The following is a 24,696-nucleotide window of genomic DNA, read 5'->3' as shown; positions in this document are numbered from 1 at the left end:
GTTGCATGTTTCCGGCTACGGCATCACGCACGTAAAATTGGCCGCGAGATTCGCGTTGCCCTTGCCCAAATAGCGCGGGAATGCCGGGTAACGGCACAGTGGCCGCGTGCGGCCGTTCGTGGCTTGCGCAATGTCGGTCGCGAACAGCGTTTCCGGCGCGCTGCCGTGCGTGACCCAGTCGTCGAGCGCGCCGAGCAGATCCACCGAGGGAATGAACGCGCCATTGCCGTGCTGGTAACCCGGCACCATGTAGAGGCGCATGAAACTGTCCACGCGCGCTTCGCCGTAACGCCCGATCAACGCCTGGTAATACGCGATCGTCTGGTTCGGGCTGATTACCTCGTCGGCGAGTCCCTGCAAGGTGATGAGTTTGCCGCCGCGCGCGAGGTAGCGCGAGACGTCCGGATTCATCGCGCCGATCGTGGCCGACAGCGTGAAAAGCTGTTCCCGGTAGCGGCCGGGATGCATCACGTCGAAATTCGTCGCATCGAACGTCGGGTCGTGCGTGATGAAATACTTGAGGTACGCGTCGCCCTGCGCGTACAGGTAGCCATTGGTGACGAACCCCGGTTGAGGCAACCGCTGCGGCGAATGCGCGAGGCCCAGCATGCTCGTGAAGCGCGTACCCTGGAAGACGTTGTAGCCGCGATAGCTGTCCGCCCCCCAGGCCAGCGCATAGGGCAGGCGCAGGCCGTCGCGCAGGCTCTCCAGCGTCGCGACCTGTGGCGGCGTGAGGCAGTCGTCTGCAGCGGCATGCTGGCGATCTGGCTGGTCCTGCGAGGAGCAGCGCAGCGCGTCGATGATCGCGGGCTCTTTCTCGCGGCAACTCTCGACGTCGCTGACGAGGCCGTCCGCAGCGCCGTCGAGTGCATCGCACGCCTGCATCACGCGCGCGTACACGTGCTCCAGCAGTTGCGGCGAAAGATAGCCGCCCGGCGTGCGGTATTCGTGCTGGCCCACCACAACGCCTGTCAAGCGCACGCCCGAAAAGTTCAGTGCGGGCGAATTTGCGATCACGCCGTCGTAGTCGTCGGGATAGCGCTGGATCACGGTGTAGCCTTCGCGGCCGCCTGTCGAGCCGCCTGCGAAATACATGTGTTCCGGCGACCGCCCGTAGCCGAGCGTGATCAGTGCGAGCGCAACGTCATGCGCCTTCTTCAAATGCGCGTAACCAAAGTTGGTCACGGCTTCTTCGAGCAGTCCGAAGTTCGCTTCCGACGACGTGCCGTTGTGGCCGGAGTCGTCGCCGAAGGTCGCATAGCCGCGCGCGAGCGGCGCGCGCTCCGGCGAGAAGGGCATCGGGCCGGTTCCCGTCACCACGACGCCGCTGTAGCCGCCACCGCCGAACTGCAGCGCGCGGCCGTTCCAGCGGCTCGGCAGGTTCACTTCGAAGCGGATGTCCGGCGTGCCGGCGCTCTGGGCGCGTATCACGCCGGTCAAGCGGCAGAAGTCGCCGTTGAGATTGCCCGTGGCGGTCGCAGGGATCATCGCGGCGCTTTGCACGAGCGCACCGTTGGTGGGCAAGCCGATGCTCGCGGCCGGCAACAGCGCGCCGGCAAGGTCGACGCAATGCAGCGGCAGCGCAGGCGTGTGCTGGGCGAAAGCGTGAGCGCTGGCGATGAGCGTGAGCGTGGCGACGGCGATCGCCTTGAGGGATTCGAGTGCGCGCTTGCCCCGTCGCATCATCCGCAGCGGGCTCCGTTGACCCTCGCACGGACCTTCTCCTTCTGGCGGCCGAGCGTGCCGCACCAAGCCTTGGCGAGCGTGAGCATCGCGCCGATCGAGACAATGTCGCCGGCCAGTGCGGCGCCGAGTGCCGCCACGCCGTGCAGCGCGTGCGGCGTGGCGGTGTCGACGATCACCGGGATCAGCGTGCCGCCGACGAAGCACACGAGCCCCGTGCGGCCCACGGTCACGACGGCGGGCAAGCGCGCGGCGATCCGAGCGACTGTCCCGCGATGAACGAAATACGCCGCCACCATGGCAATGCCGATAAAGTTGACGACGCGCGCGAAGGCGAGATGCTGTTTCATGTCTCCTGGCATGGGTTGAACCAGAACGAACCATTTAACCGCCGCGAACAGCGCCACGGCGGCGAACGCGAATCGCACCAGCCAGCGTGCGGTTTCCGAGGTCTTGAAAGCGGGCGGAACCGGGTGCAGCCGGCAGAGCATGCCGAATACGAACATCAACTGCCACGCAAACGGGTCGAACGGCCAGTTCGCGAACGTGCTCGCGCCGATGAGCGCGGCGAGCAGCGGCGCGAAGGCCCAGAGCAGCAAGCTGCAGACCAGCGTGCAGAGCGGCGCGCGGCGGGCGAAGGGCACCGCAGCGGACACGCACAGCGCAAATATGACATACATCGGCAGCACGCTCGACAGCCAGGGCTGGCGCGCGAGCAACACGACGTGCAATGTCTCGCGCACGGGATGCGAGGCGAACGACGCCCAGCCGCTCAAATCGGCGGCGGCAGGGTTCAGGTGCAACAGCGCGAGTAGCGCGCCAGAAACGAGCGTGAGCAGGGCGGTCAGCAGATAGGCACGGTAGATTTCCCAGCTGCGCCGCAGGAAGCGCCCTTGCGCCGCGCTCACGCCACGGTGCGCGGCCGCTTACTTCGCGGCAGCGGCGCGCTCGATCGCGGCGATGTCGATCTTGCGCATTTGCATCATCGCCTCCATGGCGCGCTTGCCGGCCTCGCGATCGGCGCCGAAGACGCATTCGAGCAGGCGCTTTGGCGTGATCTGCCATGAAAACCCCCAGCGGTCCTTGCACCAGCCGCAGTCCGATTCCTCGCCGCCGTTGCCGACGATGGCGTTCCAGTAGCGGTCGGTTTCTTCCTGGCTATGGGTCTCGACCATGAAACTCACCGCTTGATTCGCCTGGAAGTTGGGGCCGCCGTTCAGCCCCACGAAGCGCCGGCCGAGCACCGTGAATTCGACTATCAGCTCAGCCCCCGCGCCAATGCCCGGTATGGGGGAAACATGCGCCGCTTCGACATGGCTGTCCGGAAACGTCGCGGCGTAGAATTGCGCCGCTTCGCGCGCTCTGCCTTCATCGAACCACAGACAAGTCACAAGCTCCGCCATCACGCTCTCCTTCGGGAAATGCGCCTCGTTGCAGGCGCGCACCGATCATTGTGACAAAGCCTCGGCGGCGCGGGTGACTACTTCAGGAATGCTTGACGATAGACGTTCGGCGCGGCGCTGAACGCGTCGCGAAAGCGATGGCTGAAGTGGCTCGCGTTCGCGTACCCGCACTGCGCTGCAATCTGGGCGAGCGGCAGCGCGGTCGTGCGCAGCAGCAGGCGGGCGCGTTCGAGGCGCTGAGCCGCAATCCATGCATGCGGCGGTTGCCCGAACGAGGCGCGGAACATGCGCGCGAGATGGTATTCGGAAAGGCACGCCACATCGGCCAGCGCGCCGAGCGTGAGTGTCTCGCCCAAATGGGCTTCGATATAGTCGCGCAGGCGTCGCCTCGTCGACACGGCGAGACCGCCCTTGAGGGCCGCGCCCGGACGCCGCACGCCCTGACTGCGCAGCAGCAGGCTCAGCACGTCGTGCGCCGTTTCGTTGCTGCGCAGGAGTCCCTCCGGATCGGCCCAGTTCTCGTTGGCGAGCGCCTGGCAGAGAACGGCGATCCGCTCGTCTTCGAAATACGTGCGGTCGGCCAGCGTGAGTTCGCGCGGTTCCTGGTCGAGTTCGCGCACCGCCCGCCGTGTGAAGTGATCGGGCAGGAAATACAGATGCATGAAATGCATGTGGCCGCGCACCCACCAGCGCGATTCATGGTCGCCGGGAAGCGCGCAGAGCCGGCTTGGCGCGCCATACACGCCGGGCAGTTTCTGCCGCTCGGTGCGGTAGCCGCCGTCGAGATAGCACGACAGCGTGTGATGGCCCGGCCGATCGTAGACGGTCTCGGCCTCGCGCGTTTCCCGGGTCCAGACAGCGGCCGCAAACTGGTCGCCGAGCCAGGCAAAGCGCTCCAGCGTCGCATTGGCCGCGCTCAGCGTGCGGCACACCGAGTGCAGGCCAAAGGGCGTCTCAGTGGGCGAGGGCGTGGGAAGCGACACCTGGGCGTTCATGGTCGGGGCGGCGGCTTGCAAGTCGGTAATCGGGGCGTCGAAGCGGGTTGTCGAGATGGGTTTTCAAAGTATACTCGCGCGCCCCGCTGACTACCGGCCACGGCAGGGCGCAGGCAAGAAATGCGCAATCCTGGACAAGTCCGCGCCGCGCGTGTGCGCCATAGTCGGGGCATCGACTCGATGTTCTTTCCGGCTATGAATCTTCTACTCTACGTACTGACCGTCCTGATCTGGGGCACCACCTGGATCGCGATCAAGTGGCAGCTTGGCGTGGTGCCCGCGCCCGTTTCGATCGCCTGGCGTTTCGGGCTCGCGGCGCTCCTCGTGTTCGCGCTGCTGGCCGCGATGCGCCGCCCGATTTGGCCGCCGCGCGCGGCATGGCGCTATCTCGTCGCCCAGGGGCTGGCGCTTTTCTGCCTCAATTTCCTGTGCTTTTACTATGCCGAGAGCGTCGTGCCGAGCGGGCTCGTCGCCGTGGTGTTCTCGACCGCGCCGCTCCTGAATTCGATCAACGGGCGCATCTTCCTGGGCCGGCCGCTGCAACCCACGGCCGTGGGCGGGGCTGCACTTGGCCTGATCGGGATCGTGTGCCTCTTTCTGCAGCAGATGGCCGGCCATATCGGCGATCAGACGGTATGGCTCGGCCTCGCGGTGGCGTTTCTCGGCACGCTGTGTTTTTCCACGGGCAATTTGCTGTCGAGCCGCATGCAGTCGATGGGGCTCAACCCGCTCGTGACGAATGGCTGGGCCATGCTGATCGGCACCGCGGTGCTCGTGGCCGGCAGCGCCGTGGCCGGATTGCCGTTCAAGCTCGAACTGGATGCGCGCTACCTCGGCGCGCTGGCCTGGCTCGTCGTGGCAGGGTCGGTGATCGGTTTCACGGCCTATCTGACGCTGGTTGGCCGGATCGGTCCCGAGCGCGCGGCGTACTGCACGGTCTTGTTCCCGATCGTGGCGCTGGCGGTTTCGACGGTCTACGAGGGATACCGCTGGTCCTTGCTTGCGGTTGTGGGCCTTCTGCTGGTCGTCTCGGGCAACCTCGTTGCCTTCGACCTGACGCGGCGCCTGTTCACGCGGCGCGTGGCGGTATCGTGAGCGGCTTCAGCGGTCGAGGCTAGCCCTCACGGCCCTCGCGTAGCGCCGGTACAGCCAGGAGAAACACGGCGCGGCAAGACAGAGCGAGCTGAAGGCGGCGAGTGCGTTGGCAGTCGTGCCGAACAGTGTCAAGCAGTACGAATCGTATGGCATGCGTGATGAGGAGCGTAAATACGGCGCGCTCCATCCATGCGAACACGCCCAGCGGGACATAGGTGAAAAGCCTGGCCGCGGCATGCTGTTGGGGCGCAGAGCGTTCACGACGAACGTCGACAGCCACGCGTAGAGCACAAAGTGATCGACTCCATTCGAACCGCTTGCGCGCGTTGAGTGCCGCGCGCGCCTCGACCCGCCAGCCGGTCGTTTATGTGTTTTGCATCATCCAGCACTAGCCCGAGCGGCCGCGTCGGTCGTGACGAGGCGCGCTCAGCGCGCACTTGACTTAATCAACTGAATATCGAATGCCTTCATTTTTATTACAAAAAGGTGGCCGGCATAAATTCAGTAATTGCACTAAAGATTCATCTGAAGGTTGCCGATACCCTCGGATGAGCAGATAAATACGAATGCAAACGAGCGGCGTGCCAGCCGCTTTCGGGGTTACCGCGTCCGCCCGCGCCAGCGGGGATCGAAACGAATGCAAAGCCGATGGCCTGTCTACGTGTGCAGCACACGCCTGCGCGCGCCGTTCTCCCTCCTGGCGAGCGCGCTCCCCACAGCGCTGTTCAGTTTCGCCGCGGCAATCAAGCCCGATGGCACAGCCACGATTTCAGCGGGTGGATAAGGGTATGGCATGGCAGACACTGCGAAATCCGTCCAGCGCGTCGCGTGATCTGCGCCGGGGACAACGACAAGACAAAGACGGGAGAGGCCAGTAATGAAGGTTCACGCTAGTGCGCTCACGCTGCTGCATTGGCTCGCGCAGCGCGAAAGCGCGTCGGTCAGCGAAATGACCGCGTCGGGCTTGATGAGTTCGCGCGAAGCCTCCGATGTCGTTCGCTACGCCATGCGCAACGGCGCCGCCGAGCGCATCAATACCGGCGCGAGTGCGCGGGGATCGGCGCGCTACCGGTCGACCGGCGTGCCTCTGCCGGAGCCACGGACGTCGCCGGCCGGCGCATCGTTCGAGGGCTTGTTGAGTGCATGGGGAATCACCCAGCAGCCCCCCGAGCTTCCCGCGGTGCGTACGCGCGTGTATCAGATCGAAGATAACGGTCAGGACACTCGCGGCGCGAATCGCCTCGCCAAACAAAAGCTCAATGATTGAAAGTCGCTGAGTGCGATCTGGAAAGAAGACAAATCAATACACCGTGCGGCGGACCGCATGGACCGCGTGGCCTTCCCGTTTGTCCCCGGGGTACTTCGCGTGAAGTGAAGTCCGTTTTTCACCGTTGACGTTCGCAAGAATGGCAACGGCAAACCTGCGCCGAAGAGCGCGATAAAACCAACCATAAAAAGGTTCTCTCCTGATGTCGAATCAGATCATGCGCGCCGCGCTTTGCGCGGCGTTCAGCTGCGCCGCGCTGAGTGCGGCGGCGCCTGCCGCTGCGGCACTCGGCGGCACGCCCACGCCTGCACCGGCGGGGGCTGTCTCCAGTTCGTTCAATCCGGCCGTCGTCCATGCGGCATCGGGCGTGGCCAGCACCGCGAGCGCCGCCTCGTACACGGTGACGCAAACCACGTTCGCCACCGGCACGGTCGTGCGTGAGTACATCTCGGCGGCGGGAACGGTATTTGGCATCGCCTGGAGCGGGCCGATCATGCCGAACCTCTCCGCGCTGCTCGGTACGTACTTCACGGACTATGACGGCGCGCGCGTCGCGCAGCGCACGGCCAATCCGGGCCGTGGTCCGCTGAGTATCGAGCTTCCGGGTCTGGTCGTCCATTCGGGCGGCCATCCGGGTGCGTTCTCGGGGCAGGCCTACCTGCCGCAATCGTTGCCGGCTGGCGTGAGCGCCACCGACATCCAATAACGAACGAGAACGAGGCGAACCATGTTGAGTATCAATGGCAAAACTGCCCGAATGCTGGCTGCATTCGGCTTGGCGGCGTTTGTCGCGCTCGTCGCGGGGTGTGGCGGCGGTGGCGGATCGAGCAATGCCACTTCGAACACGTCGACCAGTAGCGGTGGGAGCACCGGCGGCACGGGGAGCACCAATGGCACCGCGGTCCTCACTGCGGGCACTCCGGTATCGAGCTTGCCCGCGACGCTGGCGACCAACCAGGTTGCGGTGACCGTGGCGGCGGGCGTGAAAAACGCGCCGAACATTCCGACGGTCAGCGTCACGATCTGCGAACACGGCACGAGCACTTGCCAAACGATCGACAACGTCCAGGTCGATACGGGGTCGTGGGGGCTGCGGGTCACGCTGGATGCGCTGAACAGCAACATGCAGACCGCGTTGCCGGTCGAGACGGCGAGCGGCAAATCGGTTGCCGAGTGCTTCGGTTTCGAAGACGGCAACGCCTGGGGCTCCGTTCGCACGGCGGATGTCACGATCGGCGGTGAAACGGCAACGAGCGTGCCCATCCACGTGATGGGCGACCTGCCGCAGTCGGCAGCGGGCGGCACGAACAACGGCTGCTCGGTCGGCTCGCTCAACGACACGTCGTCGTCAATCGCCGCTCACGGCATTCTCGGCATCGGCCCGGCGAAGTACGACTGCGGCAGCGGTTGCGCGACGACGCCGAACGGCGTCTACTACGGCTGCACGGGGTCGGGCAGTTCGACGAGCTGCACGGACCTGGCGGTAGCGGTCGGGCAGCAAGTGACGAATCCGGTCCGGATGTTCACTACCGACAACACCGGCGTGATCTTGAACATGCCGGCGGTAACGTCGTCGGGATCGACGAACGCGATGGGGTTCCTGACCTTCGGCATTGGCACGCAATCGAACAATGCGTTGCCGACTTCCGGCATTCAGAAGCTCACAACCGACCACTATGGCAACGTGCAAAGTGCTTCGCTGAGCGGTACGAGCGTAACAGGGGCATTCTTCGATACAGGCTCGAACGGGCTGTTCTTCCCCGACAGCGCGTTGACGCCGACGTTGTGCACGCGCGCGATCGGCTTCTACTGCCCCACGACGACGGTCTCGCGCACGCCTAGCGTCACCGGGTTCAACGGCACCACTGTTTCGCCTGCGCTTAGCATCGCCAATGCGCTGAACCTGTTCCTGGACGGTGGCTTCGCCTACTCGAACGTCGGCGGGATCATGACGGGCGTGAGCTTCGACTTCGGCATGCCGTTCTTCTATGGCCGCACGGTGTACGTCAACTACGATCCGAACACCGACGGCAATTCAGGCGTCGCAACGTCGGCCTACGTCGCGTTCTAACGCGTAGCGCCGTATGTGCCACGCATCTGCGAGCGGCCTCTCCGCCGCTCGCGGATGTTTCAGAGGCATTGCGGGCCCGCTCGGCCTGCGTCATAGCTCCTGTGCAGCTTGCTAACGCGCCAGCCGCTCCCGAAGAAACTCGATGAAGCGCTGCGTCTTCGCGGGCAGCAGACGCGTTTCCGTCATCGCGTAGACCGGCGTGGGCGCGCCATGCCACTGCGGCAAAATCCGCCGCAACGTCCCACTGGCCACTTCGTCCGCGACGATTTCCTGCGGCAACAACACGATGCCCATATCGAGGGTGGCAAGGCGGCGGATCATCCCGACGCTGTTGAGCGTGAACCGTCCACCCACTGCAACCGTGGCCGTGCGCTTTGCGTCATGCAGGGTCCACGTGCCTGTCTTCAGGATGCCCAGGCATTCGTGCTGCTCCAGATCGAGCGGTTTGACTGGCTCACCCGCGCGTTCGAGATAGCCCGGCGAGGCATACAGGTAAGGCGTGAGCGACGCCAGCAGACGCGCAACGAGTTGCGAGCTTTCGGACTCCCCCATGCGGATTTCCACGTCGAACGGGTCGCTCACCAGATCGACGCGTCGCGGGTTCAGTTCGAAATCGAACGTGATGGCGGGGTACAGAGCGGCGAATTCGGCGATCAAGGGCGCGAGGTAGGTGACGGCGAAATCGACCGGAAACGAGGCCCGCAGCACGCCGCTGGGCTGCGCGACCATGTCGCCCAGGTGCTCGTGCGCGAGGCGCGCTTCATCGACAATGCGCTTGCAGCGCTCGAAGTAGACCTGGCCCGCTTCGGTCAATTCGATCTTGCGCGTCGTGCGGTGCAAGAGGCGCAGGCCGATGGCTTTTTCCAGGCCGCTGATGCGGCGCGAGAGCGTGGAGTTCGGCATGCCCGTCGCCTCGGCGGCACTGCGAAACCCCTTGGCTTTGACGACCTCCACGAACAAGGCCATGTCGTTCAGTAGCTCCACCCTGAGTGCTCCATTTGTGGATCAATGTAATCCAAATTACCATATTTATCCCAATCGTGAAGCAGGCGATGATGCTCGCATCCAAACCAGTCGAGGTGATCATCATGAGCAAGCTTTTCGATTCCGTGCGCGTTGGGCGCTACACGCTGTCAAACCGCCTGGTCATGGCGCCCATGACGCGTTCGCGCGCGCAGGCCGACGGCACGCCCGGCGAACTGGCTGCCGAGTATTACGCACAGCGCGCGAGCGTTGGATTGATCGTGAGTGAAGGCACACAGCCTTCGGAAGACGGGCAGGGCTACCTCACCACCCCTGGCATTTATCACGACGCCCATACAGCCGGGTGGAAAAAGGTCACCTCGGCTGTCCATGCGCGAGGCGGCCATCTCTTCATTCAGTTGATGCACGCCGGCCGCATGTCGCATCCCGACAATACGCGGCATCATCGCGTGGGCGTCGCGCCTTCGGCAATCGCGCCGGGCACGGCCATGTTCACGGCGAGCGGCATGCAGGACATTCCTGTACCGCGTGCCCTGAGTACCACGGAAATCCGCCAGACGGTGCAGGACTTCCGCGCTGCGGCCCGCCGCGCGGTCGACGCCGGCGCCGACGGCGTCGAAATCCACGGTGCGAACGCTTATCTGGTTCAGCAGTTCTTCGCGCCGAGCGCCAATACGCGCACCGACGAATACGGCGGCTCGATTGAAAACCGGGCCCGTTTTGCGCTCGAGGTCGTGGCCGCCATTGCCGCGGAAATCGGCGCGGACCGCACGGCTATCCGGCTCTCGCCTGGCACGACCCTGTGGGGCATCGACGAAGGCCCGCAGGGCCCCGATCTCAACCGCTATCTGGTCGCCGAACTCGACAAGCTGGGTCTCGCTTATCTGCACATCGCGCATCAGGGCGACGAAGCGTTGCTGGCGGACATTCGCAAGCTGTGGAAGGGCACGTTGATCGTGAACCGGGCTGGCCGCCCGCGCGAGCAGATCGGCGCCGATGTAGCCAGTGGGCTCGCGGATCTGGAGTCCTACGGCCAGATGGTGCTGGCGAATCCGGATTTCGTGACCCGCCTGCAGCGCAACGCGGCGATGAACGCGGCGGATCGCAACGGCTTCTTCGGGGGCGCAGCGCAAGGCTATACGGATTATCCGAGCTTGAGCGAAACGGCTGACGCCTGACGCGGCGAGCAAGGCGGGGGCCAGCGAGTCATTGGCCGTGCCGGCGCGCAACCGCCTCCCTTGTGCGGTCTCGAATGGCTCACGCGAGCGGTCCCGCGAGGGCGCGCCGGTACCACGCATGGAAATGCCGCATGCCGTCCTCAAGCGGCGACTGATACGGCCCGGCGTCGCTGATGCCGCGCCGATTCAGCCGCAGACGTCCTGCGTCCATGCGCTCGGCGATCTCGTCGTCCTCGATCATCGTTTCCAGATACGCGGCGCGCTGCGCCTCGATGAATTCGCGCTCGAAGGCCGCGATCTCCTCGGGGTAGTAAAACTCCACCACGTTGAGCGTTTCCTGCGGGCCCTTCGGATAGAGCGTCGAGACCACGAGCACGTGCGGGTAAAGCTCGATCATCTGAGTGGGGAAATACGCGAGCCAGATGGCGCCGAACTCGGGCGCCGCGCCGCCGCGATACTCGAGCAGCCTGTCGTGCCACGCGCGATAGATCTCGGAACCCGGCTGCGCGAGCGCGGCGTGCACGCCCACGCGCTGCATGCTGTACGTATCGGCGAAATCCCAGTCGAGCGTGTCGCAGGTCACGAAGCGCCCGAGCCCAGGGTGGAACGGCGCAACGTGATAATCCTCCAGATACACTTCGATAAAGGTCTTCCAGTTGTACCGGCAGGTATGCGTTTCGACATGATCGAGCACGTAGCCGGAGAAGTCGAACTCCGGGCGCGCAAATACGCGCGCCATGTCGCGCGCGGGCTCGCGTGGACCCTCGTAGAGCAGCCCATGACAATTTCGGAGTTCGAAGCGTTCGAGATTACGGCACGGTTTGCGCTCGAATTCGGGTGCGCCGATCAGCTCGCCGCCAGGGGCGTAGGTCCAGCGATGCAAGGGACACACGATGTTGCCGCCGCTCGCGGCCAGATTGCCTTGAGCAGGGGTGCTGACATTGCCGGCCATCCCGCCCAGCATGAGCGCCTGCCGATGGCGGCACACATTCGAAAGCAATTGCACGCCGTGCTCACCGCGCACCAGCACGCGGCCGCCTTCGTCCTGCGGCAGGTGCCGCCAGTCGCCGCGCTCGGGCACTGACTGTTCGTGGCCCACGTATAGCGCCGAATGCGCGAAGATACGCGCCATCTCGCGCTCGAACAGCCCCTCGTCGAAATAGGCGCTCGCGGGCAACTGGTCGTGCGCCTCCTCCGTGTCGGGCGGCAGCGCGAGATGCGCGAGGTCACTGATATCGTTCATCGGTCGGTTTTATCCTGTTTCGTGTTGCGCATTCAGGCGCACGATGCGTTCATGCTTGTCCAGCCGCGGACAGGTGCTGCAGAGTTCGCCGTCGCGGCGGCGGTAGTGGTAGCAGCAGGTGCGGCGCTCGAGCGCGAGTGCACGCGCGCCGTTCGTGCGCGAGAACGGGAAATAGCCTGAGTGACCCTCCAGACCGAGCGCCGCGAGCCACTGCCGCCCATGCCTATCGACTTGCGCGTCGCTCCATTCGGGCCGGGCCTTGCGTGCCGCAAGGAGCGCGGCGAGCACGACATCGGCTTGCGTGCCGCGCACCGATGCCGGGTTCAGACGGATCACCGGCATCAGTTCGTCGTGCATCTGCTCGCAGCACGAGACGATTTCGCGCGCGGCGTGAGCGATCAACGCATGCGTGTCGCCTTGCGCCGGTTCGTGATCGCGGATGTGGACCGCGCCGGTCCAGCCGTCGGCGATGGGCTGCGCAATGTCTCGCAGTGACAGCGACACGCCCGAAGCATGCACGCCGATCACGCTCAAATAGAGCGGCTGCCAGATCAGAATGCCCCAGCAGCGCGACGACCAGTAAGGGCGGCCCGCCTCGGGGTAGGTGCCCGACCAGTAGTCAAGCATCGCTTCGAGGGCGGTGCGATTGGACTCGATGCCGCCCGACGCCGGGCGCGTATGCACGATCGCCTCTGCAGGGTGCGTTGCCACCACGCCCTGCAACCCCGGCACGAGCCGCGCGGCGCGATGCAGCATGTCGTCGAGCGCGCGGTTCGCCACCATGTTTACGCCGCGACCGCTTCGGCGCTCATGCCGTTGAGCTGTGCGGCGCTTTGCAGCGCGCCACGCCTGCCCGCGAGCGGATTGCGCAGATTGCCCGCCATCTTCAGGTTGCCCGCGGGATCGGCGAGATTGACCATCTGCAGGTTGTTGCCCAGTTGCAGACGGTTCAGGCACGAGTGGAGGAACTCGGGCGCGAAGAGGTCGTATTCGGCGTATTTCCCTGCCAGTTGCGGGTGCGCTTCCTGATAGCGCGCGACGCAGCGCGCCACCGTGTCCCAGAACACATCTTCCGTGCAGCAACCGTGCTCGACGAGTACCTGGTTCATATAGCGGAAAAAGCCGTCGAACACGTCGATGAAGATCGCGAGCAGCTTGACGCGTTCGGGCACGTCCACGGCGAGGCGCTTGACGTTTTCCGGCAGCTGCGCGTCCTTGTTGAGGATGGCCGACTCTTCGGCGATGTCCTTCATGATCGCGCGCACGGGCACATGGTTTTCGAGCACGAGGATGAGATTTTCGCCGTGCGGCATGAACACGAGATCGTGCGCGTAGAAGCAGTGAACGAGCGGCGCGAGATACGCCTCCATATATCGCTCGAGCCACGCCTGCGCCGAGAGCCCCGAAGCCTCGATCAGCGCGGGCAGCAGCGCCGCGCCGTGGCGGTCCGTATGCAGCAGCGCGGCCATGGTCATGAGCCGCTGGCCTTCTCCGGCGAGGTTCAGCGGATTCTCGCGCCAGAGCGCCGAGAACATCTTCTTGTAGGGGCTATCCGCCTGCACGGCCGCTTCGTAATAACGATTTCGAAAGCCGATGGACGCGACTTCACGCAGGATAGTGAACCCTTGGTCCTGCAGATACGGGTCGCTCGCTACCAGGCCCTTGATGTAGTCGTTGATGGCGGGCGTGCCCGACATGTAGTACGGCGAGAGGCCGCGCATGAAGCCCATGTTGAGAATCGAGAGTGACGTTTTCACATAGCGCTTCGAACGATCCGAGAGATTGAAAAACGTGCGGATCGACTGCTGGGCCGAATAACGGTCGTCGCCGTAGCCGAGGCAAATGATGCGATGGGTCGCGACATAGCTTGCGAACGCGATCGAAAGCTTGTTGAACCACTGCCATGGGTGCGCCGGCATCAGCCGATAGTCGTCGAAGTCCACGCCGCGCGCTTCGACCGTCGAGCGAAAGCGCGCGATGGTTTCCGTGCCCAGTTCTTCTTCCATCAGCTGTTCGTAATCGAGGTCGGCGGCGCTGTGGAACGCGGCGTTCTCTTTGTGCACGGCGAGCCAGACGACCTGGACCGGCGAGCCTGCCTCGGGAGCGAACGCGCGATAGTCGCCTGCGTCGAAGCCGAGCCGACCGTTATTGGCGACGAAGCCCGGATGGCCCTCGCTCATGGCGGTTTCGATCGCCTGGAAGTCGGCGTTCAGGAGATCGGGCGTGTTCGGGCCATCCTTCACGGCTTTGTAGGCCGCGCCATACAGCGTGCTGCTGATTTCATCAAGGTAGATGGGCAGCATTTCCTCTTTGATGCCAAGCCGCGCTTTCACGTCGAGAATGAAGGCGAGCGCGTCGAGCGGTTGAGGCGTGCCGTCCTGCGAACACACGATCGATTCGGCGCGAATGCTCCAGTGGCGCAGCGCGAGCAGGCGCGCGTCGAACGTATAGACACGCGTGCCGTCGTCGGATTCGAGCGCATAGCGGGCGTAGTGCTCGCCGGGGGCGTCGCCTACGCGCTGCGGCTCGACGATCAACTCGTGCGCGTACTCGGCAATGGCCTTGCGCACCAGCATGCGGTTTGCACGCTGCCAGACTTCGGGGGTGAGGTGGGCGGCGGCCTCGTGGGGCGTGAGGAGAATGTGCTGCATGGAAGCCTGAGCTGCGACGTGATTCATGATGCGATGTCCTTATTGAATTTAGTGATCCTGCGTAATGGCTGCGTAAAAATCAGCGCGCGTGCAAAACGCGAGCGAGGCGATCTTTTCGCGGAACGCGACGTCCTTCGTGTATACGAAGCCCATCGCACGATTCAGGGCGTGGATGCGCGCGTTGCGCGCATCGGGCTCGACAACGACGCGTTGGGCGCCAAGGCGCTCGAACAGGAACGCCATGAGCGTTTCGAACACGTGGCGCGTATAGCCGGACCTTCGTATGGCAGCGGGCCCGACGAACAGGTGCATGCCGAGGTCGCCCGTACGCACGTCGTAGTGATCGCCAATCTCTTCGTGCGCCGGGTCGTAGCTTTCAAACAGGAAGGCGGGCGCGCCATCGTGCAGCCCGAGCCAGGCGCGTGCGTGCCCCGAGTCCTCGATAGCCTGATAGAACGCGGCCACGTCCGCCACGCTCTTGTCGCGCATGTTCCAGAATGCCGCGCGTTCTTCGACGAACCAGCGGTGCAGCGTGGGCGCGTCGCGTTGCGCGTCGAGCGCCCGGATATGAAAGGCCTCCGGCCTCGCGATGCGTGCAGCCGCGACATGACGCAACGCGACTTCGTCGGCAGCGATTTCAGTTCGCACGAGCGGTGACTCCTGTTTCGGCAATCGGGTTGGAGAGGGCGGCGCCTTGGGCGCGTGGCAGTGCGAGCAGCCAGACGCTCGCGAGCGCCGTGACTATGAGGCCTGCTGAGGCCGCGAAGAACGGTGCGCGCAAGCCGGCTTCATCGACAATGGCGCCGGCCGCGAACGAGGCCAGCAGCACACCAAGGTTCTGGAAGAAGTTGATGACGCTGTAGTCGGCGGCATAGGAGGCGGGCGTGCTCAGTGCGAACATCGTCACGTCGAGCTTCACGACAATCTGGAATAACGCCCAGCCGAACATCACGCGACCCACGACGATCCACAGCGGCGCTTCCACGCCTTGCAGCAGCATGCCGGCGGTGCAGAGCAGCAGGTTCGCGAGCATGTGGTCGGGCACGCGCTTGCCCTGCGCGGCGAGCCGCCTGTTCAGGCGCAGCGCAACGAGCGCAACCATGCCGGGAATGGCGAACACGAGCCCCGGAACCAGCTCGCCGGGTGCATGGGTGACCGCCTGCCAGTACGACGCCATGAACGGGCGGATGAGATAGACACAGAAGTCGAAGGCGAGCATGAGCAGGGCGAGGCGCAGGATCGGCATGCGCGCACGCAGGCCCGGCTTTGACTGGGCATCAGCGGATTCGCCGGCAAACCGGCAGCGCCGCGCAATGCCATGCGTGCGGATCAGCGCAAAGCAGATCGCCATCTGCACGAAGTCGCCTGCGGCCATCGCGAAGATGCAGTGATGCGCGTCCCAGACCTGCATGACGAAGCCGCCCGCCACTGCACCCGCAATCGCGCCGAAATGCACGACCACGGAAAGCACGCCGATGGTATGCGCGTGCGATTCTTTCGCTTCGAGCCGCATCATGTACGGGTACATCAGCAGATAGCTGCTTTTGCACATGAACATGGCAAGCGAGAGCACCCAGAAGAGCGCCACCGTGGGCGCGAAATAGCTGGCCACCGAGAGCACGCCCGCGGCACATTGCGTGTAGACGAGCAGATGCATGGCGTCGAGCCGCTTCGCAATGCGCGCCCAGAGCGGCAGCGTGAGCATCACGACGATCGAGATGAACGCCACGTAAGCGCCCGCATGCACTGGGCTCGTCACGCCATAGCGCGCCGCGAAGAATTGCGGGTAGAACGGAATCAGGATTGCGTCGCTGATAACGGCAAAGGTCGTCATCAGGATGATCGTGCTGCGCAGCTTCATTGCGCCTCCAGCGGCACTTTCACGAACGCTTCCGTGTCGGGCACCGAGAAGTCCTGCAGCGCGATGCGCCGCTCGATCTTGTAGTGTTCGACACCGGTCAGCTCGCGCAGAATGCAGGAGTTGCGATAGCAGCTCATGCCAAGGTCGGGGTTGGTCAGCCCGTGGCTGTAGAGCCCCGCGTTTTGCACGAAGATCTCGCGCCCGCTCACGTCGATCGCATAGTTGCGCGAGAGGCGGTAGCGCCCTTTGTCGTCCCAGCGAATGCGGGCGCGAATGCCGTCGATGAAGCCGGGCACATTTTGCCCATAGCCGGTCGCGAAGATCGCACCGTCGGTGATATGCGTGTATTGCACGCCCTCGTCGCGCTGGACGAAGCGCAGGTGAAAGCGGTCGTCTACGCGGTCGTAGTGGCACGCGCTCAGCTCGGAATTGGTGATGAGGCGCGCGCTGTTGCTGCCGCGGCTGCGCCGGTCGTCGAGCAGGTCGTAGATCTGGTTGATGAGCGAGGCGTTGACGCCTTTGTAGAGACTGTCCTGCTTGGCGATGATGTTTTCGCGCACACCGACCGGCAGGTTGTAGAAGTAGTCGATGTAGTCGGGCGAGATCATTTCCAGCGTAAGCTTCGTGTTCTCCATCTGGAAGAAGCGTGGCGAGCGTGTGATCCACGTGAGCGAGTAGTCGTGCTCGTCGCTCTCCTTGAGCAGGTCGTAGAAGATCTCGGCGGCGCTCTGGCCGCTGCCGATCACGGCGATCGAACGCTTTTGCTGCAACTCGGTTTTGCGCGTGACGTAATGTGCGCTATGGATGCAGCGCTCATGCAGCTCGCCGCAACACGGCGGCAATTGCGGCACCGAACCCACGCCGATCACGAGACGCAACGCGCGATGCGTGAACGGCTGCCCGGTGCGCGTGTGCCGCCCGCTCACCACGTAGTAGCCGTGCTGGGCATCGTATTCAACATGCTCCACACTCGATCCGAACGCGATGCTCGAAAGCTGGCTGATGGCCCATTTGCAGTAACGGTTATATTCGGCGCGGCTCAGATAAAAGCGCTCGCGAATGTAATACGCATAGAGCTTGCCTTCCTGCTTGCAGTAGTTGAGAAAACTGAACTTGCTTTTGGGGTCGGCGAGACTCACGAGGTCGGCGAGAAACGGGTTTTGCAGCGTTGTGTCGTCGATCAGCATGCCCGGATGCCAGTCGAAATCCTCGTTGCGTTCGAGGAACAGGCCGCGCAGATCGCGGATCGGGTCGGCCAGGCAGGCGAGGCTCAGGTTGAACGGCCCGAGGCCGATCGCCACGAAGTCGAGCACGCGCGAGGACGGACCCGGCTGGATATTAGTTGTACTCATGATTGAACTTTCACCTGGTGCGGAAAGGACCATGTCGAGTTACCTCATCGAAGGACGAATACGGCGAGAAAGCTCACGAGACGCAACCGCGCAACCGTTTGCGCGGGCGGGTGGTGTTCCGGTGCGAATGAGAGTGATTCGCGTTTGAGGATCATAGGAAAGTCGCCGCCCAATGGCAAGCGCGAAACGCATCCGGTCAGGATTCCAAACTATCGTGTCTGCCCAATACGCATCGCGGCCGGCCTGTGCGATCGGCGGCAAAGTCAGGCTGCACCGAGGCGCGCGCCGAATCGGCTGCGGTAAGGAAAGCGTAGGCTCCGCCGCTCCGGCGCCCCATTTTTGGCGTCAAATCATCCTGCGAAAGACCCTGTGCGTTGCAGGGGTTACATGCGCGCGGGGAATATTTCGGCTCTAATCGCGCGCGGTTCGCCTGTGCGAGGCCACGAGCTTTGGGAAATCGTGATGCGATGATCTCAAACGTCCACGTGCGCTACGCGCTCACGCAGGTTTGCGCGGCGGCGGGCTATGCCGTGCGAGAAATCGATCGAGCTGCCCGGCGAACGTCTTGCTATCACGCGCGCTGAACGGCGCCGGACCGCCCGTTTCAATGCCTGCATTGCGCAGTTGATCCATCACGTCGCGCATCGTCAGCCGTTCCTGAATATTTTCGCGTGTGAACCAGTTGCCGCGCGGATCGAGTGCCTGTGCGCTTTTGTCGAGCACGGCGGCGGCAAGCGGTATGTCCGCCGTGATCACGAGGTCGCCCGGCTCGACCAGTTCGACAATGCGGGCATCGGCCGCGTCGAATCCCGCCGGCACCTGAACCGACTTGATGAAGGGCGACGGCGGTGTGCGCAGATATTGGTTTGCAACCAGCGTTACCTGGACTTCGGCACGCCGCGCGGCCCGAAACAGCATGTCCTTGATGACGGCGGGGCAGGCGTCAGCGTCGACCAGCACTTGCATAGAGGGATTCCCGGCATAGTAAAGCGCGATCATATCGCACTGCGGGAGATGCGCCGCGCATTGCGCGACGTGAACGGTAGCTTCGTGCGGCACTGCGTTTTCCTTGCAATTGCCTGCGTTCGTGCCAACAATGAGTTCGCAATGGAGCCGCATGCCCCGACCTGATACTGCGAAGACGGAGCGGATATGAGCGACGCTGCCCACGGATTCGATGCCGCTGGGGAACACAGGGACTCAAACGGGCTGCGGCTGGGCGCGCTTGTTGCCCTCGTCGTGGGGTCGATGATCGGCGGCGGCATATTTTCGTTGCCGCAGAATATGGCCGCTTCCGCAGGCGTGGGCGCCGTTCTGATTGGCTGGGTCATTACCGCCTTCGGCATGCTGGCGCTCGCGCTGGTGTTCCAGACACTCGCCAACCGCAAGCCGAATCTCGACGGCGGCGTCTACGCTTACGCCAAGGCCGGATTCGGCAATTACATGGGCTTCGCTTCGGCCTGGGGCTACTGGATCAGCGCGTGGCTTGGCAACGTTGGCTACTACGTGCTGCTCTTCAGCACGCTCGGGTATTTTTTCCCCGTATTCGGCGAGGGCAATACGCTGCCCGCTATCGCCTGCTCTTCAGTGCTGCTGTGGAGCGTGCATTTTCTGGTGCTGCGCGGCATCAAGGAAGCGAGTTTCATCAATCAGATCACGACGATTGCGAAGATCGTTCCGCTCGTTCTGTTCATTCTCATTTGCCTGCTTGCGTTCAGGCTGGATGTCTTCTCGGCGGATATCTGGGCAAGCACGAATCCGTCACTGGGCAGCGTGCTGGATCAGGTCCGCAACATGATGCTCGTCACGGTGTGGGTGTTCGTCGGCATAGAAGGGGCGACCGTTTTCTCGGCGCGCGCCGCGGACCGCAAGAGCGTTGGCAAGGCGACCGTCATCGGCTTTTTCATCGTTCTTCTTGTGCTGGTGCTCGTCAACGTGCTGGCACTCGGCATCATGAACCAGCGTCAACTCGCCGGACTGAAGAATCCGTCGATGGCAGGCGTGCTCGAACACGTTATCGGACATTGGGGCGTGGTGCTGGTGAGCGTGGGGCTGGCCATTTCGCTGGCCGGCGCGTTGCTGTCGTGGGTCATGCTGTGCGCGGAGATTTTGTTCTCGGCCGCGCGGGACCGCACGATGCCTGCGTTCCTGCGCAAGGAAAACGCGAGCCAGGTGCCGGCAAACGCGTTATGGCTCACCAACGGCATGGTGCAGGTGTTTTTGCTCATTACGCTGGTGTCGAAAGGCACGTACCTCTCGCTGATCTATCTCGCGACCTCGATGATTCTCGTGCCTTACTTCTGGTCGGCGATCTATGCGTTACTGCTCGCCATTCGTGGCGAGACCTACGAGCTGTCAAACAAGGACCGCCGCAGGGATTTGTTGATTGCCGCGGTTTCCGTGCTGTACGCGGCCTGGCTGCTGTATGCAGGCGGCGTGAAATACCTTCTGCTTTCGTCGCTGCTTTATGCGCCGAGCGTCATCTTGTTCGCCAAGGCGAGGCGCGAAGCCGGACAGCCAGTGTTTACTCATCTGGAGAAAGTCGTCTTTGCAGCCGTGCTCGTTGCCGCCGCCGTGGCCGGCTACGGTTTGTATCGCGGGCTGCTGAGTCTTTGATTGCCCGGCCGATAGCCGATACGCGCTTATACCGCTTACACCAGGAGACACCACAGCGCAAAGAGCGGGGTGGCCCCCGAACGCATGGCGTGCAGGCTGTTGGGTGTGTTGTGCAGGCCGCCGCCGATGCCCGGATCGAACCAGTCTCCTTCTCGTTGGCGGAATTCCCCCGCGCTGAGCAGCACATAGGCTTCTTCAGGGGGATGCCGATGATCGGGGTATCGCGTGTGAGGCGCGAGCAGCGAAAAGCCTAGCTGGACGTCGTAACGGCTCTCCATGCCACTCGGGCCGCAAATCACGCCGTGCACGTGTTTCTCGACATAGTCTTCGCTGCCATTCGATCCGGAAGTGCGCCGCTGCCAACCCATAGCGGGTTCGAGCAGCTTGATCGCGCGAGCCGCGTCGCCGAGTCCAGTGGTGTCGTCAAGCAGCGGCGCGAGCGCGGAGTCGAGGAGGGCACACGCGGGATAGCGTGTGCTGTTGCACCTGCCGTCGTCGGACGGCTGTTCAAGGCGCTCGAATACTTTCACGGCCAACTGGCGGCCCGCTTCCGGCAACGCTGCTGACTGAAACAGCGTTCGGGCAATGCGAATGAATTGCTCGAGGTTCTCATGTCGCTGATACACGGGGGCTCCTGTAATCTTTCGATAGTGCTTACAAGGTCAGCGCGGCGCCGGGTCGCCTCGCAGCCACTCAATGAGCTGCATGATGACCGGCGTGATGGTCCGGCCGTGAGGCACCACGACGAACCAGGCATCGCTGGGGCGCAATGTTGCGACGTCGATGCGGACCAGCTCTCCGGAACGAAGCAGATCGTCGACGAGGCGGTTCCAGCCCAGTGTAATGCCCTGTCCATAGCGCACTGCCTGAATCGCGTCGGTGTAGAGGCTGCACCGCAGCACCGTATTCAAACGCGTGGGCCGATACCCGACGGCGCGAAACCATTCGCTCCACACCATCCATCCTTCGGACGTTGCATCCGACTCCACGAGCGCCATCTTCGCCAGTTCGTCGAGCGAGCGGGGCATGCCGTACTCCTGAAGAAACTGCGGCGAGCAAACCGGAAAGACTTCTGCATCGAACAGCAAGGTCGAGGTCCCGTCCGGCCAGTTGCCGTCACCATAGCGCACGGCGACGTCGACCTCGACATGCCGAAGGTCGGCCGTAAACATCTCGGTCGACAACCGCAGCTGCAACGGGGGATCGAGCTTCTTCAGCTTTGCGAGCCGAGGCAAGAGCCGCAATTGCGAAAATGCGGCGGTCGATGCCAGCACCAGTTCTCTTTGCTCGGTTCCGCTCACCAGCCGATCGAACACGCCTGCGATCTTTTGCATGGACTCCGCGACGACCCGGTAGAGCGCTTCGCCTTCGCTCGTCAGATCGATCGAACGGTGCAGCCGGTGAAAGAGCGGCACGCCCAGTGTTGCTTCGAGGAACTTGACCTGTCTGCTCACGGCGGACTGCGTGACGCCCAGTTCGCTTGCCGCATAGGTGAAGCTCCCGAGCCGCGCTACGGCTTCGAACTCGACAAGGGCGGTCAGCGAGGGAACGATGCGGCGATAGCCTTTCGTAGCTTTGGTGGTTTTCATCCGCTCTCACATCTGTCGACGGGTAATCCTGGTCTGACAATTCGTGCCAAACGGCCCGCGAGGCGCATTGCGGGCACCTCGTTCCGGGCGCATTTTCGCATGATTTAAATGAATGTGAAGCAGCTTATAAAGCGCGTTGACGGTGGAATTCGGCGGTCCAATACTTCACGCCATACCAGCGTCCCACGCGCTACGAAGCGCGCTCATCATGAGGCTCACCATGTCCGAGGTTCAAGTTCAAACGCACCGTGAACTACTCAATAGCCGCAAGAAAGGGCACGGCATGCCCGGTGAATTGTTCGGGCGGCAGGACGTCTTCGAAACGGATGTCGAGGTGTTCTTTCACAAGCTGTGGATTCTGGTTGGCGTGACGGCCGACGTGCCGGAGCCGGGCGATGTTCACACGGTGGATATCGGCCGGGCGTCGATCATCATCGTGCGCGACGACGACGAGAACGTGCGTGCTTATCGCAACGTGTGCCGCCATCGCGGCTCGCGCATCATGAAGAAGGCGGGCAAGGCGAGCGTGGGTAGGCTCGTGTGTCCGTACCATCAGTGGACGTACGATCTCGACGGGAGCCTCATGCATTCGACGCACATGGGCAAGGACTTCGACTCAGGCTGTCACAGCCTGATTCCGGTCCATGTGAAGACGGTCGGCGCGCATGTTTTCGTTTGCCTCGCCGACGTGCCACCCGCCGACTTCGAAAAGCTCGAAGCGGTCATGACGCCGCGCTTCGCGCCGTACGACCTCACGCGCACGAAGATCGCCCATGAAATGGAGATCGTGGAAAACGGCAACTGGAAGCTCGTCATGGAAAACAACCGCGAGTGCTATCACTGTGCGGGCACGCATCCGGAATTGACGAACTCGTTTCTTGCGGAGGACTTCGGCTTTTGCCCGGACGGCCAGAGCGACGAATCGCTGCTGGCCTATGACGGTTACCTGAAGCGCAATTCGGCATGCCAGGAGAACTGGGAAAAGGCCGGCTATGTTTGCGGCACGGTCGAAGCGCTCGACGAAAGCGTGGATACCAATTTCCGGACTCAGCGCCTCGTCATCTCGGGCGCAAACGAATCGCAGACGCTCGACACGAAAGTCGCCTGCACGAAGCTGCTCGGTGACGTGCAACGGCGCGATCTCGGCGACGTGCACATGTGGGGCCATCATTCGTGGACGCACGTGATGAGCGACCATGCCGTGATTGCCTATGGCTTGCCGCTTGCGCCCGACAAGACGCTCGTGCGCACGGTCTGGTTAGTCCACGCCGACGCGGTTGAAGGCGTGGACTACGACCTGAAAAGGCTCACCGAAGTGTGGGTCGCAACGACGACCCAGGACGCCGAGCTCGTAGGGAACACGCATGCCGGAACGCAGGATCCTGCCTATATTCCGGGGCCTTTCTCGAACTTTACCGAGGCAGCGTTGGACCAGTTTTTGCGCTGGTACGACGCGAAGCTGAAGGCCCATGGAATTTGAGGTCGCCATGAGCGTAGCAGCAGATACCTGTTTCATCGCGCGGAGTGGGGAGATGCCCGATCGCTTTTGCAGTGCGAGCACGTGGGAGCGCGCAGACTCGCAGTGGCCGAGCCACGAGCAACGCACGCTCACGTGCGCGCGTGTGTCAGCCGAGACCCATGACGTGCGCACGTTCGTGTTCGGCACACAGGATGGCCGGCTTTTCAGCTTCGAGCCGGGGCAATTCATTACCGTGTCCGCCGAGATCGACGGCAAGGAGGTCAGCCGTTGCTACACGATCTCTTCGCCGCCTACACGGCCCTATACGCTTTCCATCACGGTCAAGCGGGTACCGGGCGGCGTCATGTCGAACTGGCTGCACGAGAACATGAGAGAGGGCGTCGAATTGAAGGCGTTCGGGCCGTCTGGCGTATTCACGCCTGCTTCGGGGCCGGCTGCCAGGAGTCTTTATCTTTCTGCGGGGTCGGGTGTCACGCCGTTGATGTCGATGACGCGAGCCGCGCTCGACCTGGGACTGAACCGCGACATCGTGTTCATTCATAGCGCGCGAACACCGGAGGACATTATCTTCCGCCACGAGCTTGCGCATTTGTGCGCGCTCTCGGACAAGCTGCGGGTCGTCCACGTGTGCGAGGCGCACGGGGGCGAGCCGGCCTGGTCGGGTCCTGTGGGGCGTCTCAGTCTCGATCTGCTGATCGACCATGTGCCGGACTATCGTGACCGCGAGGTGTTTGTCTGCGGCCCCGGCGGTTATATGGAAGCTTCCAGAAAGATGCTCGCGGAGGGTGGCCACGACCCCTCGCGCTACCACCAGGAAAGCTTCAACTTCGCGCAGACGGTGGAGTGCACTCAGGAGCCGGTTGCCGATCCGGCCGCTCAATCCGGCTTTACGGTGCAACTGGCGCGCTCGGGCCGCTCGTTCACCATGGACGCCTCGCAAACCGTGCTCGCCGCAGCGCGCAAGGCCGGCGTGCCCTTGCCGTCGTCATGCAGCCAGGGCATATGCGGGACCTGCAAGACGAAAGTGCTCGAAGGTGCCGTGGACATGAAACACAATGGCGGCATTCGCCCGCGCGAAATCGAGAAGGGTATGCGGTTAATGTGCTGCAGCCGCCCGACTTCAAACCTGGTTCTCGATTTGTAGCAGAAAGAGCGCGGTCTGAGCTGTTTCGACGGCTGCTTAGCCTGACCTGAAATGATCCTGTGCCCCGTAATGGGGCAATTCCTT

The 24,696-nt window shown here is 63.4% G+C and carries 22 protein-coding genes; 8 read left to right on the top strand and 14 right to left on the bottom strand.

The features are described 5' to 3' along the window. Positions 1 to 15: 15 nt before the first annotated feature. The 4 genes from U5A52_RS32310 to U5A52_RS32295 form a co-directional block, all read right to left on the bottom strand. Positions 16 to 1,686 (bottom strand): tannase/feruloyl esterase family alpha/beta hydrolase, encoded by a 1,671-nt coding sequence (locus tag U5A52_RS32310; RefSeq protein ID WP_321937941.1) that lies wholly within the window; start codon positions 1,684 to 1,686, stop codon positions 16 to 18. Further along, the gene (gene opgC, locus U5A52_RS32305) at positions 1,683 to 2,591 is read right to left on the bottom strand and encodes an OpgC domain-containing protein (RefSeq protein ID WP_415774085.1); all 909 of its coding nucleotides are present in this window, start codon (positions 2,589 to 2,591) and stop codon (positions 1,683 to 1,685) included. The genes U5A52_RS32310 and opgC overlap by 4 nt, the downstream gene beginning before the upstream one ends. A gap of 18 nt (positions 2,592 to 2,609) precedes the next feature. Further along, on the bottom strand, positions 2,610 to 3,086 hold the full coding sequence (locus U5A52_RS32300) for a VOC family protein (RefSeq protein WP_321913616.1): 477 nt from the start codon (positions 3,084 to 3,086) through the stop codon (positions 2,610 to 2,612). Between the two features lie 77 nt (positions 3,087 to 3,163). Beyond that, complete coding sequence (locus U5A52_RS32295) at positions 3,164 to 4,081, bottom strand: AraC family transcriptional regulator (RefSeq protein WP_321937991.1); 918 nt, start codon at positions 4,079 to 4,081, stop codon at positions 3,164 to 3,166. A gap of 195 nt (positions 4,082 to 4,276) precedes the next feature. Between U5A52_RS32295 and U5A52_RS32290 the strand changes: the two genes are divergently transcribed. From U5A52_RS32290 to U5A52_RS32275, 4 genes are all read left to right on the top strand, one after another. Next, the gene (locus tag U5A52_RS32290) at positions 4,277 to 5,176 is read left to right on the top strand and encodes a DMT family transporter (RefSeq protein WP_321913615.1); all 900 of its coding nucleotides are present in this window, start codon (positions 4,277 to 4,279) and stop codon (positions 5,174 to 5,176) included. Between the two features lie 877 nt (positions 5,177 to 6,053). Continuing rightward, positions 6,054 to 6,443, top strand: a complete 390-nt coding sequence (locus U5A52_RS32285; protein ID WP_321913614.1) for a hypothetical protein — start codon at positions 6,054 to 6,056, stop codon at positions 6,441 to 6,443. 199 nt (positions 6,444 to 6,642) lie between these two features. Further along, positions 6,643 to 7,149, top strand: coding sequence for a DUF2844 domain-containing protein (locus U5A52_RS32280; protein ID WP_321913661.1), 507 nt, complete (start codon positions 6,643 to 6,645; stop codon positions 7,147 to 7,149). Between the two features lie 21 nt (positions 7,150 to 7,170). Further along, the gene (locus tag U5A52_RS32275; protein ID WP_321937939.1) at positions 7,171 to 8,514 is read left to right on the top strand and encodes a DUF3443 family protein; all 1,344 of its coding nucleotides are present in this window, start codon (positions 7,171 to 7,173) and stop codon (positions 8,512 to 8,514) included. A gap of 111 nt (positions 8,515 to 8,625) precedes the next feature. Here the strand turns inward: U5A52_RS32275 and U5A52_RS32270 are convergent, their stop codons facing one another. After that, positions 8,626 to 9,498 carry a LysR family transcriptional regulator gene (locus tag U5A52_RS32270; protein ID WP_321937937.1) on the bottom strand — a complete coding sequence of 291 codons (873 nt, stop codon included), beginning with the start codon at positions 9,496 to 9,498 and terminating at the stop codon, positions 8,626 to 8,628. A 104-nt stretch (positions 9,499 to 9,602) separates the two neighbouring features. Between U5A52_RS32270 and U5A52_RS32265 the strand changes: the two genes are divergently transcribed. Continuing rightward, a complete protein-coding gene (locus U5A52_RS32265) occupies positions 9,603 to 10,676 on the top strand; it encodes an alkene reductase (protein WP_321937936.1) in 1,074 nt (357 codons plus the stop codon). Between the two features lie 79 nt (positions 10,677 to 10,755). Here U5A52_RS32265 and U5A52_RS32260 read toward each other — a convergent pair whose 3' ends face one another. From U5A52_RS32260 to U5A52_RS32230, 7 genes are all read right to left on the bottom strand, one after another. Beyond that, positions 10,756 to 11,919 (bottom strand): aromatic ring-hydroxylating dioxygenase subunit alpha, encoded by a 1,164-nt coding sequence (locus U5A52_RS32260; RefSeq protein WP_321913507.1) that lies wholly within the window; start codon positions 11,917 to 11,919, stop codon positions 10,756 to 10,758. Between the two features lie 9 nt (positions 11,920 to 11,928). After that, positions 11,929 to 12,702 (bottom strand): siderophore ferric iron reductase, encoded by a 774-nt coding sequence (locus tag U5A52_RS32255; protein WP_321913506.1) that lies wholly within the window; start codon positions 12,700 to 12,702, stop codon positions 11,929 to 11,931. Positions 12,703 to 12,704: 2 nt separating this feature from the next. Beyond that, positions 12,705 to 14,597: an IucA/IucC family protein gene (locus U5A52_RS32250; RefSeq protein WP_415774084.1), complete on the bottom strand. Its 1,893-nt coding sequence runs from the start codon at positions 14,595 to 14,597 to the stop codon at positions 12,705 to 12,707. A 21-nt stretch (positions 14,598 to 14,618) separates the two neighbouring features. After that, positions 14,619 to 15,218: a GNAT family N-acetyltransferase gene (locus tag U5A52_RS32245; RefSeq protein WP_321937934.1), complete on the bottom strand. Its 600-nt coding sequence runs from the start codon at positions 15,216 to 15,218 to the stop codon at positions 14,619 to 14,621. After that, complete coding sequence (locus U5A52_RS32240) at positions 15,208 to 16,431, bottom strand: MFS transporter (protein ID WP_321937932.1); 1,224 nt, start codon at positions 16,429 to 16,431, stop codon at positions 15,208 to 15,210. The genes U5A52_RS32245 and U5A52_RS32240 overlap by 11 nt, the downstream gene beginning before the upstream one ends. Continuing rightward, on the bottom strand, positions 16,428 to 17,783 hold the full coding sequence (locus tag U5A52_RS32235; protein ID WP_321913503.1) for a lysine N(6)-hydroxylase/L-ornithine N(5)-oxygenase family protein: 1,356 nt from the start codon (positions 17,781 to 17,783) through the stop codon (positions 16,428 to 16,430). Before U5A52_RS32235 ends, U5A52_RS32240 begins: the two co-directional genes overlap by 4 nt. 498 nt (positions 17,784 to 18,281) lie before the next feature. Then, the gene (locus U5A52_RS32230; RefSeq protein ID WP_321937930.1) at positions 18,282 to 18,749 is read right to left on the bottom strand and encodes a YaiI/YqxD family protein; all 468 of its coding nucleotides are present in this window, start codon (positions 18,747 to 18,749) and stop codon (positions 18,282 to 18,284) included. Between the two features lie 186 nt (positions 18,750 to 18,935). Here U5A52_RS32230 and arcD point away from each other — a divergent pair, with 186 nt between their 5' ends. After that, positions 18,936 to 20,399 carry an arginine-ornithine antiporter gene (gene arcD / locus U5A52_RS32225; protein WP_321913501.1) on the top strand — a complete coding sequence of 488 codons (1,464 nt, stop codon included), beginning with the start codon at positions 18,936 to 18,938 and terminating at the stop codon, positions 20,397 to 20,399. A gap of 35 nt (positions 20,400 to 20,434) precedes the next feature. Here arcD and U5A52_RS32220 read toward each other — a convergent pair whose 3' ends face one another. Continuing rightward, complete coding sequence (locus U5A52_RS32220; protein WP_321937928.1) at positions 20,435 to 21,025, bottom strand: dimethylsulfonioproprionate lyase family protein; 591 nt, start codon at positions 21,023 to 21,025, stop codon at positions 20,435 to 20,437. A gap of 36 nt (positions 21,026 to 21,061) precedes the next feature. Further along, entirely contained in the window at positions 21,062 to 21,988 is a 927-nt protein-coding gene (locus U5A52_RS32215) for a LysR substrate-binding domain-containing protein (protein ID WP_321913499.1), read from the bottom strand. A gap of 220 nt (positions 21,989 to 22,208) precedes the next feature. On the opposite strand from U5A52_RS32215, the gene U5A52_RS32210 reads away from it, so the two are divergent. Then, a complete protein-coding gene (locus U5A52_RS32210) occupies positions 22,209 to 23,468 on the top strand; it encodes an aromatic ring-hydroxylating oxygenase subunit alpha (RefSeq protein WP_321937926.1) in 1,260 nt (419 codons plus the stop codon). A 52-nt stretch (positions 23,469 to 23,520) separates the two neighbouring features. Beyond that, positions 23,521 to 24,612: a hybrid-cluster NAD(P)-dependent oxidoreductase gene (locus U5A52_RS32205; protein ID WP_321937924.1), complete on the top strand. Its 1,092-nt coding sequence runs from the start codon at positions 23,521 to 23,523 to the stop codon at positions 24,610 to 24,612. The last annotated feature ends 84 nt before the right edge of the window (positions 24,613 to 24,696 follow it).

This window comes from Paraburkholderia sp. J8-2, assembly GCF_905220195.1.
In the GTDB taxonomy this organism is placed as follows: domain Bacteria; phylum Pseudomonadota; class Gammaproteobacteria; order Burkholderiales; family Burkholderiaceae; genus Paraburkholderia.
The sequence above is the reverse complement of the archived record's forward strand: the minus strand, read 5'-3'. Positions and strand labels throughout refer to the sequence as shown.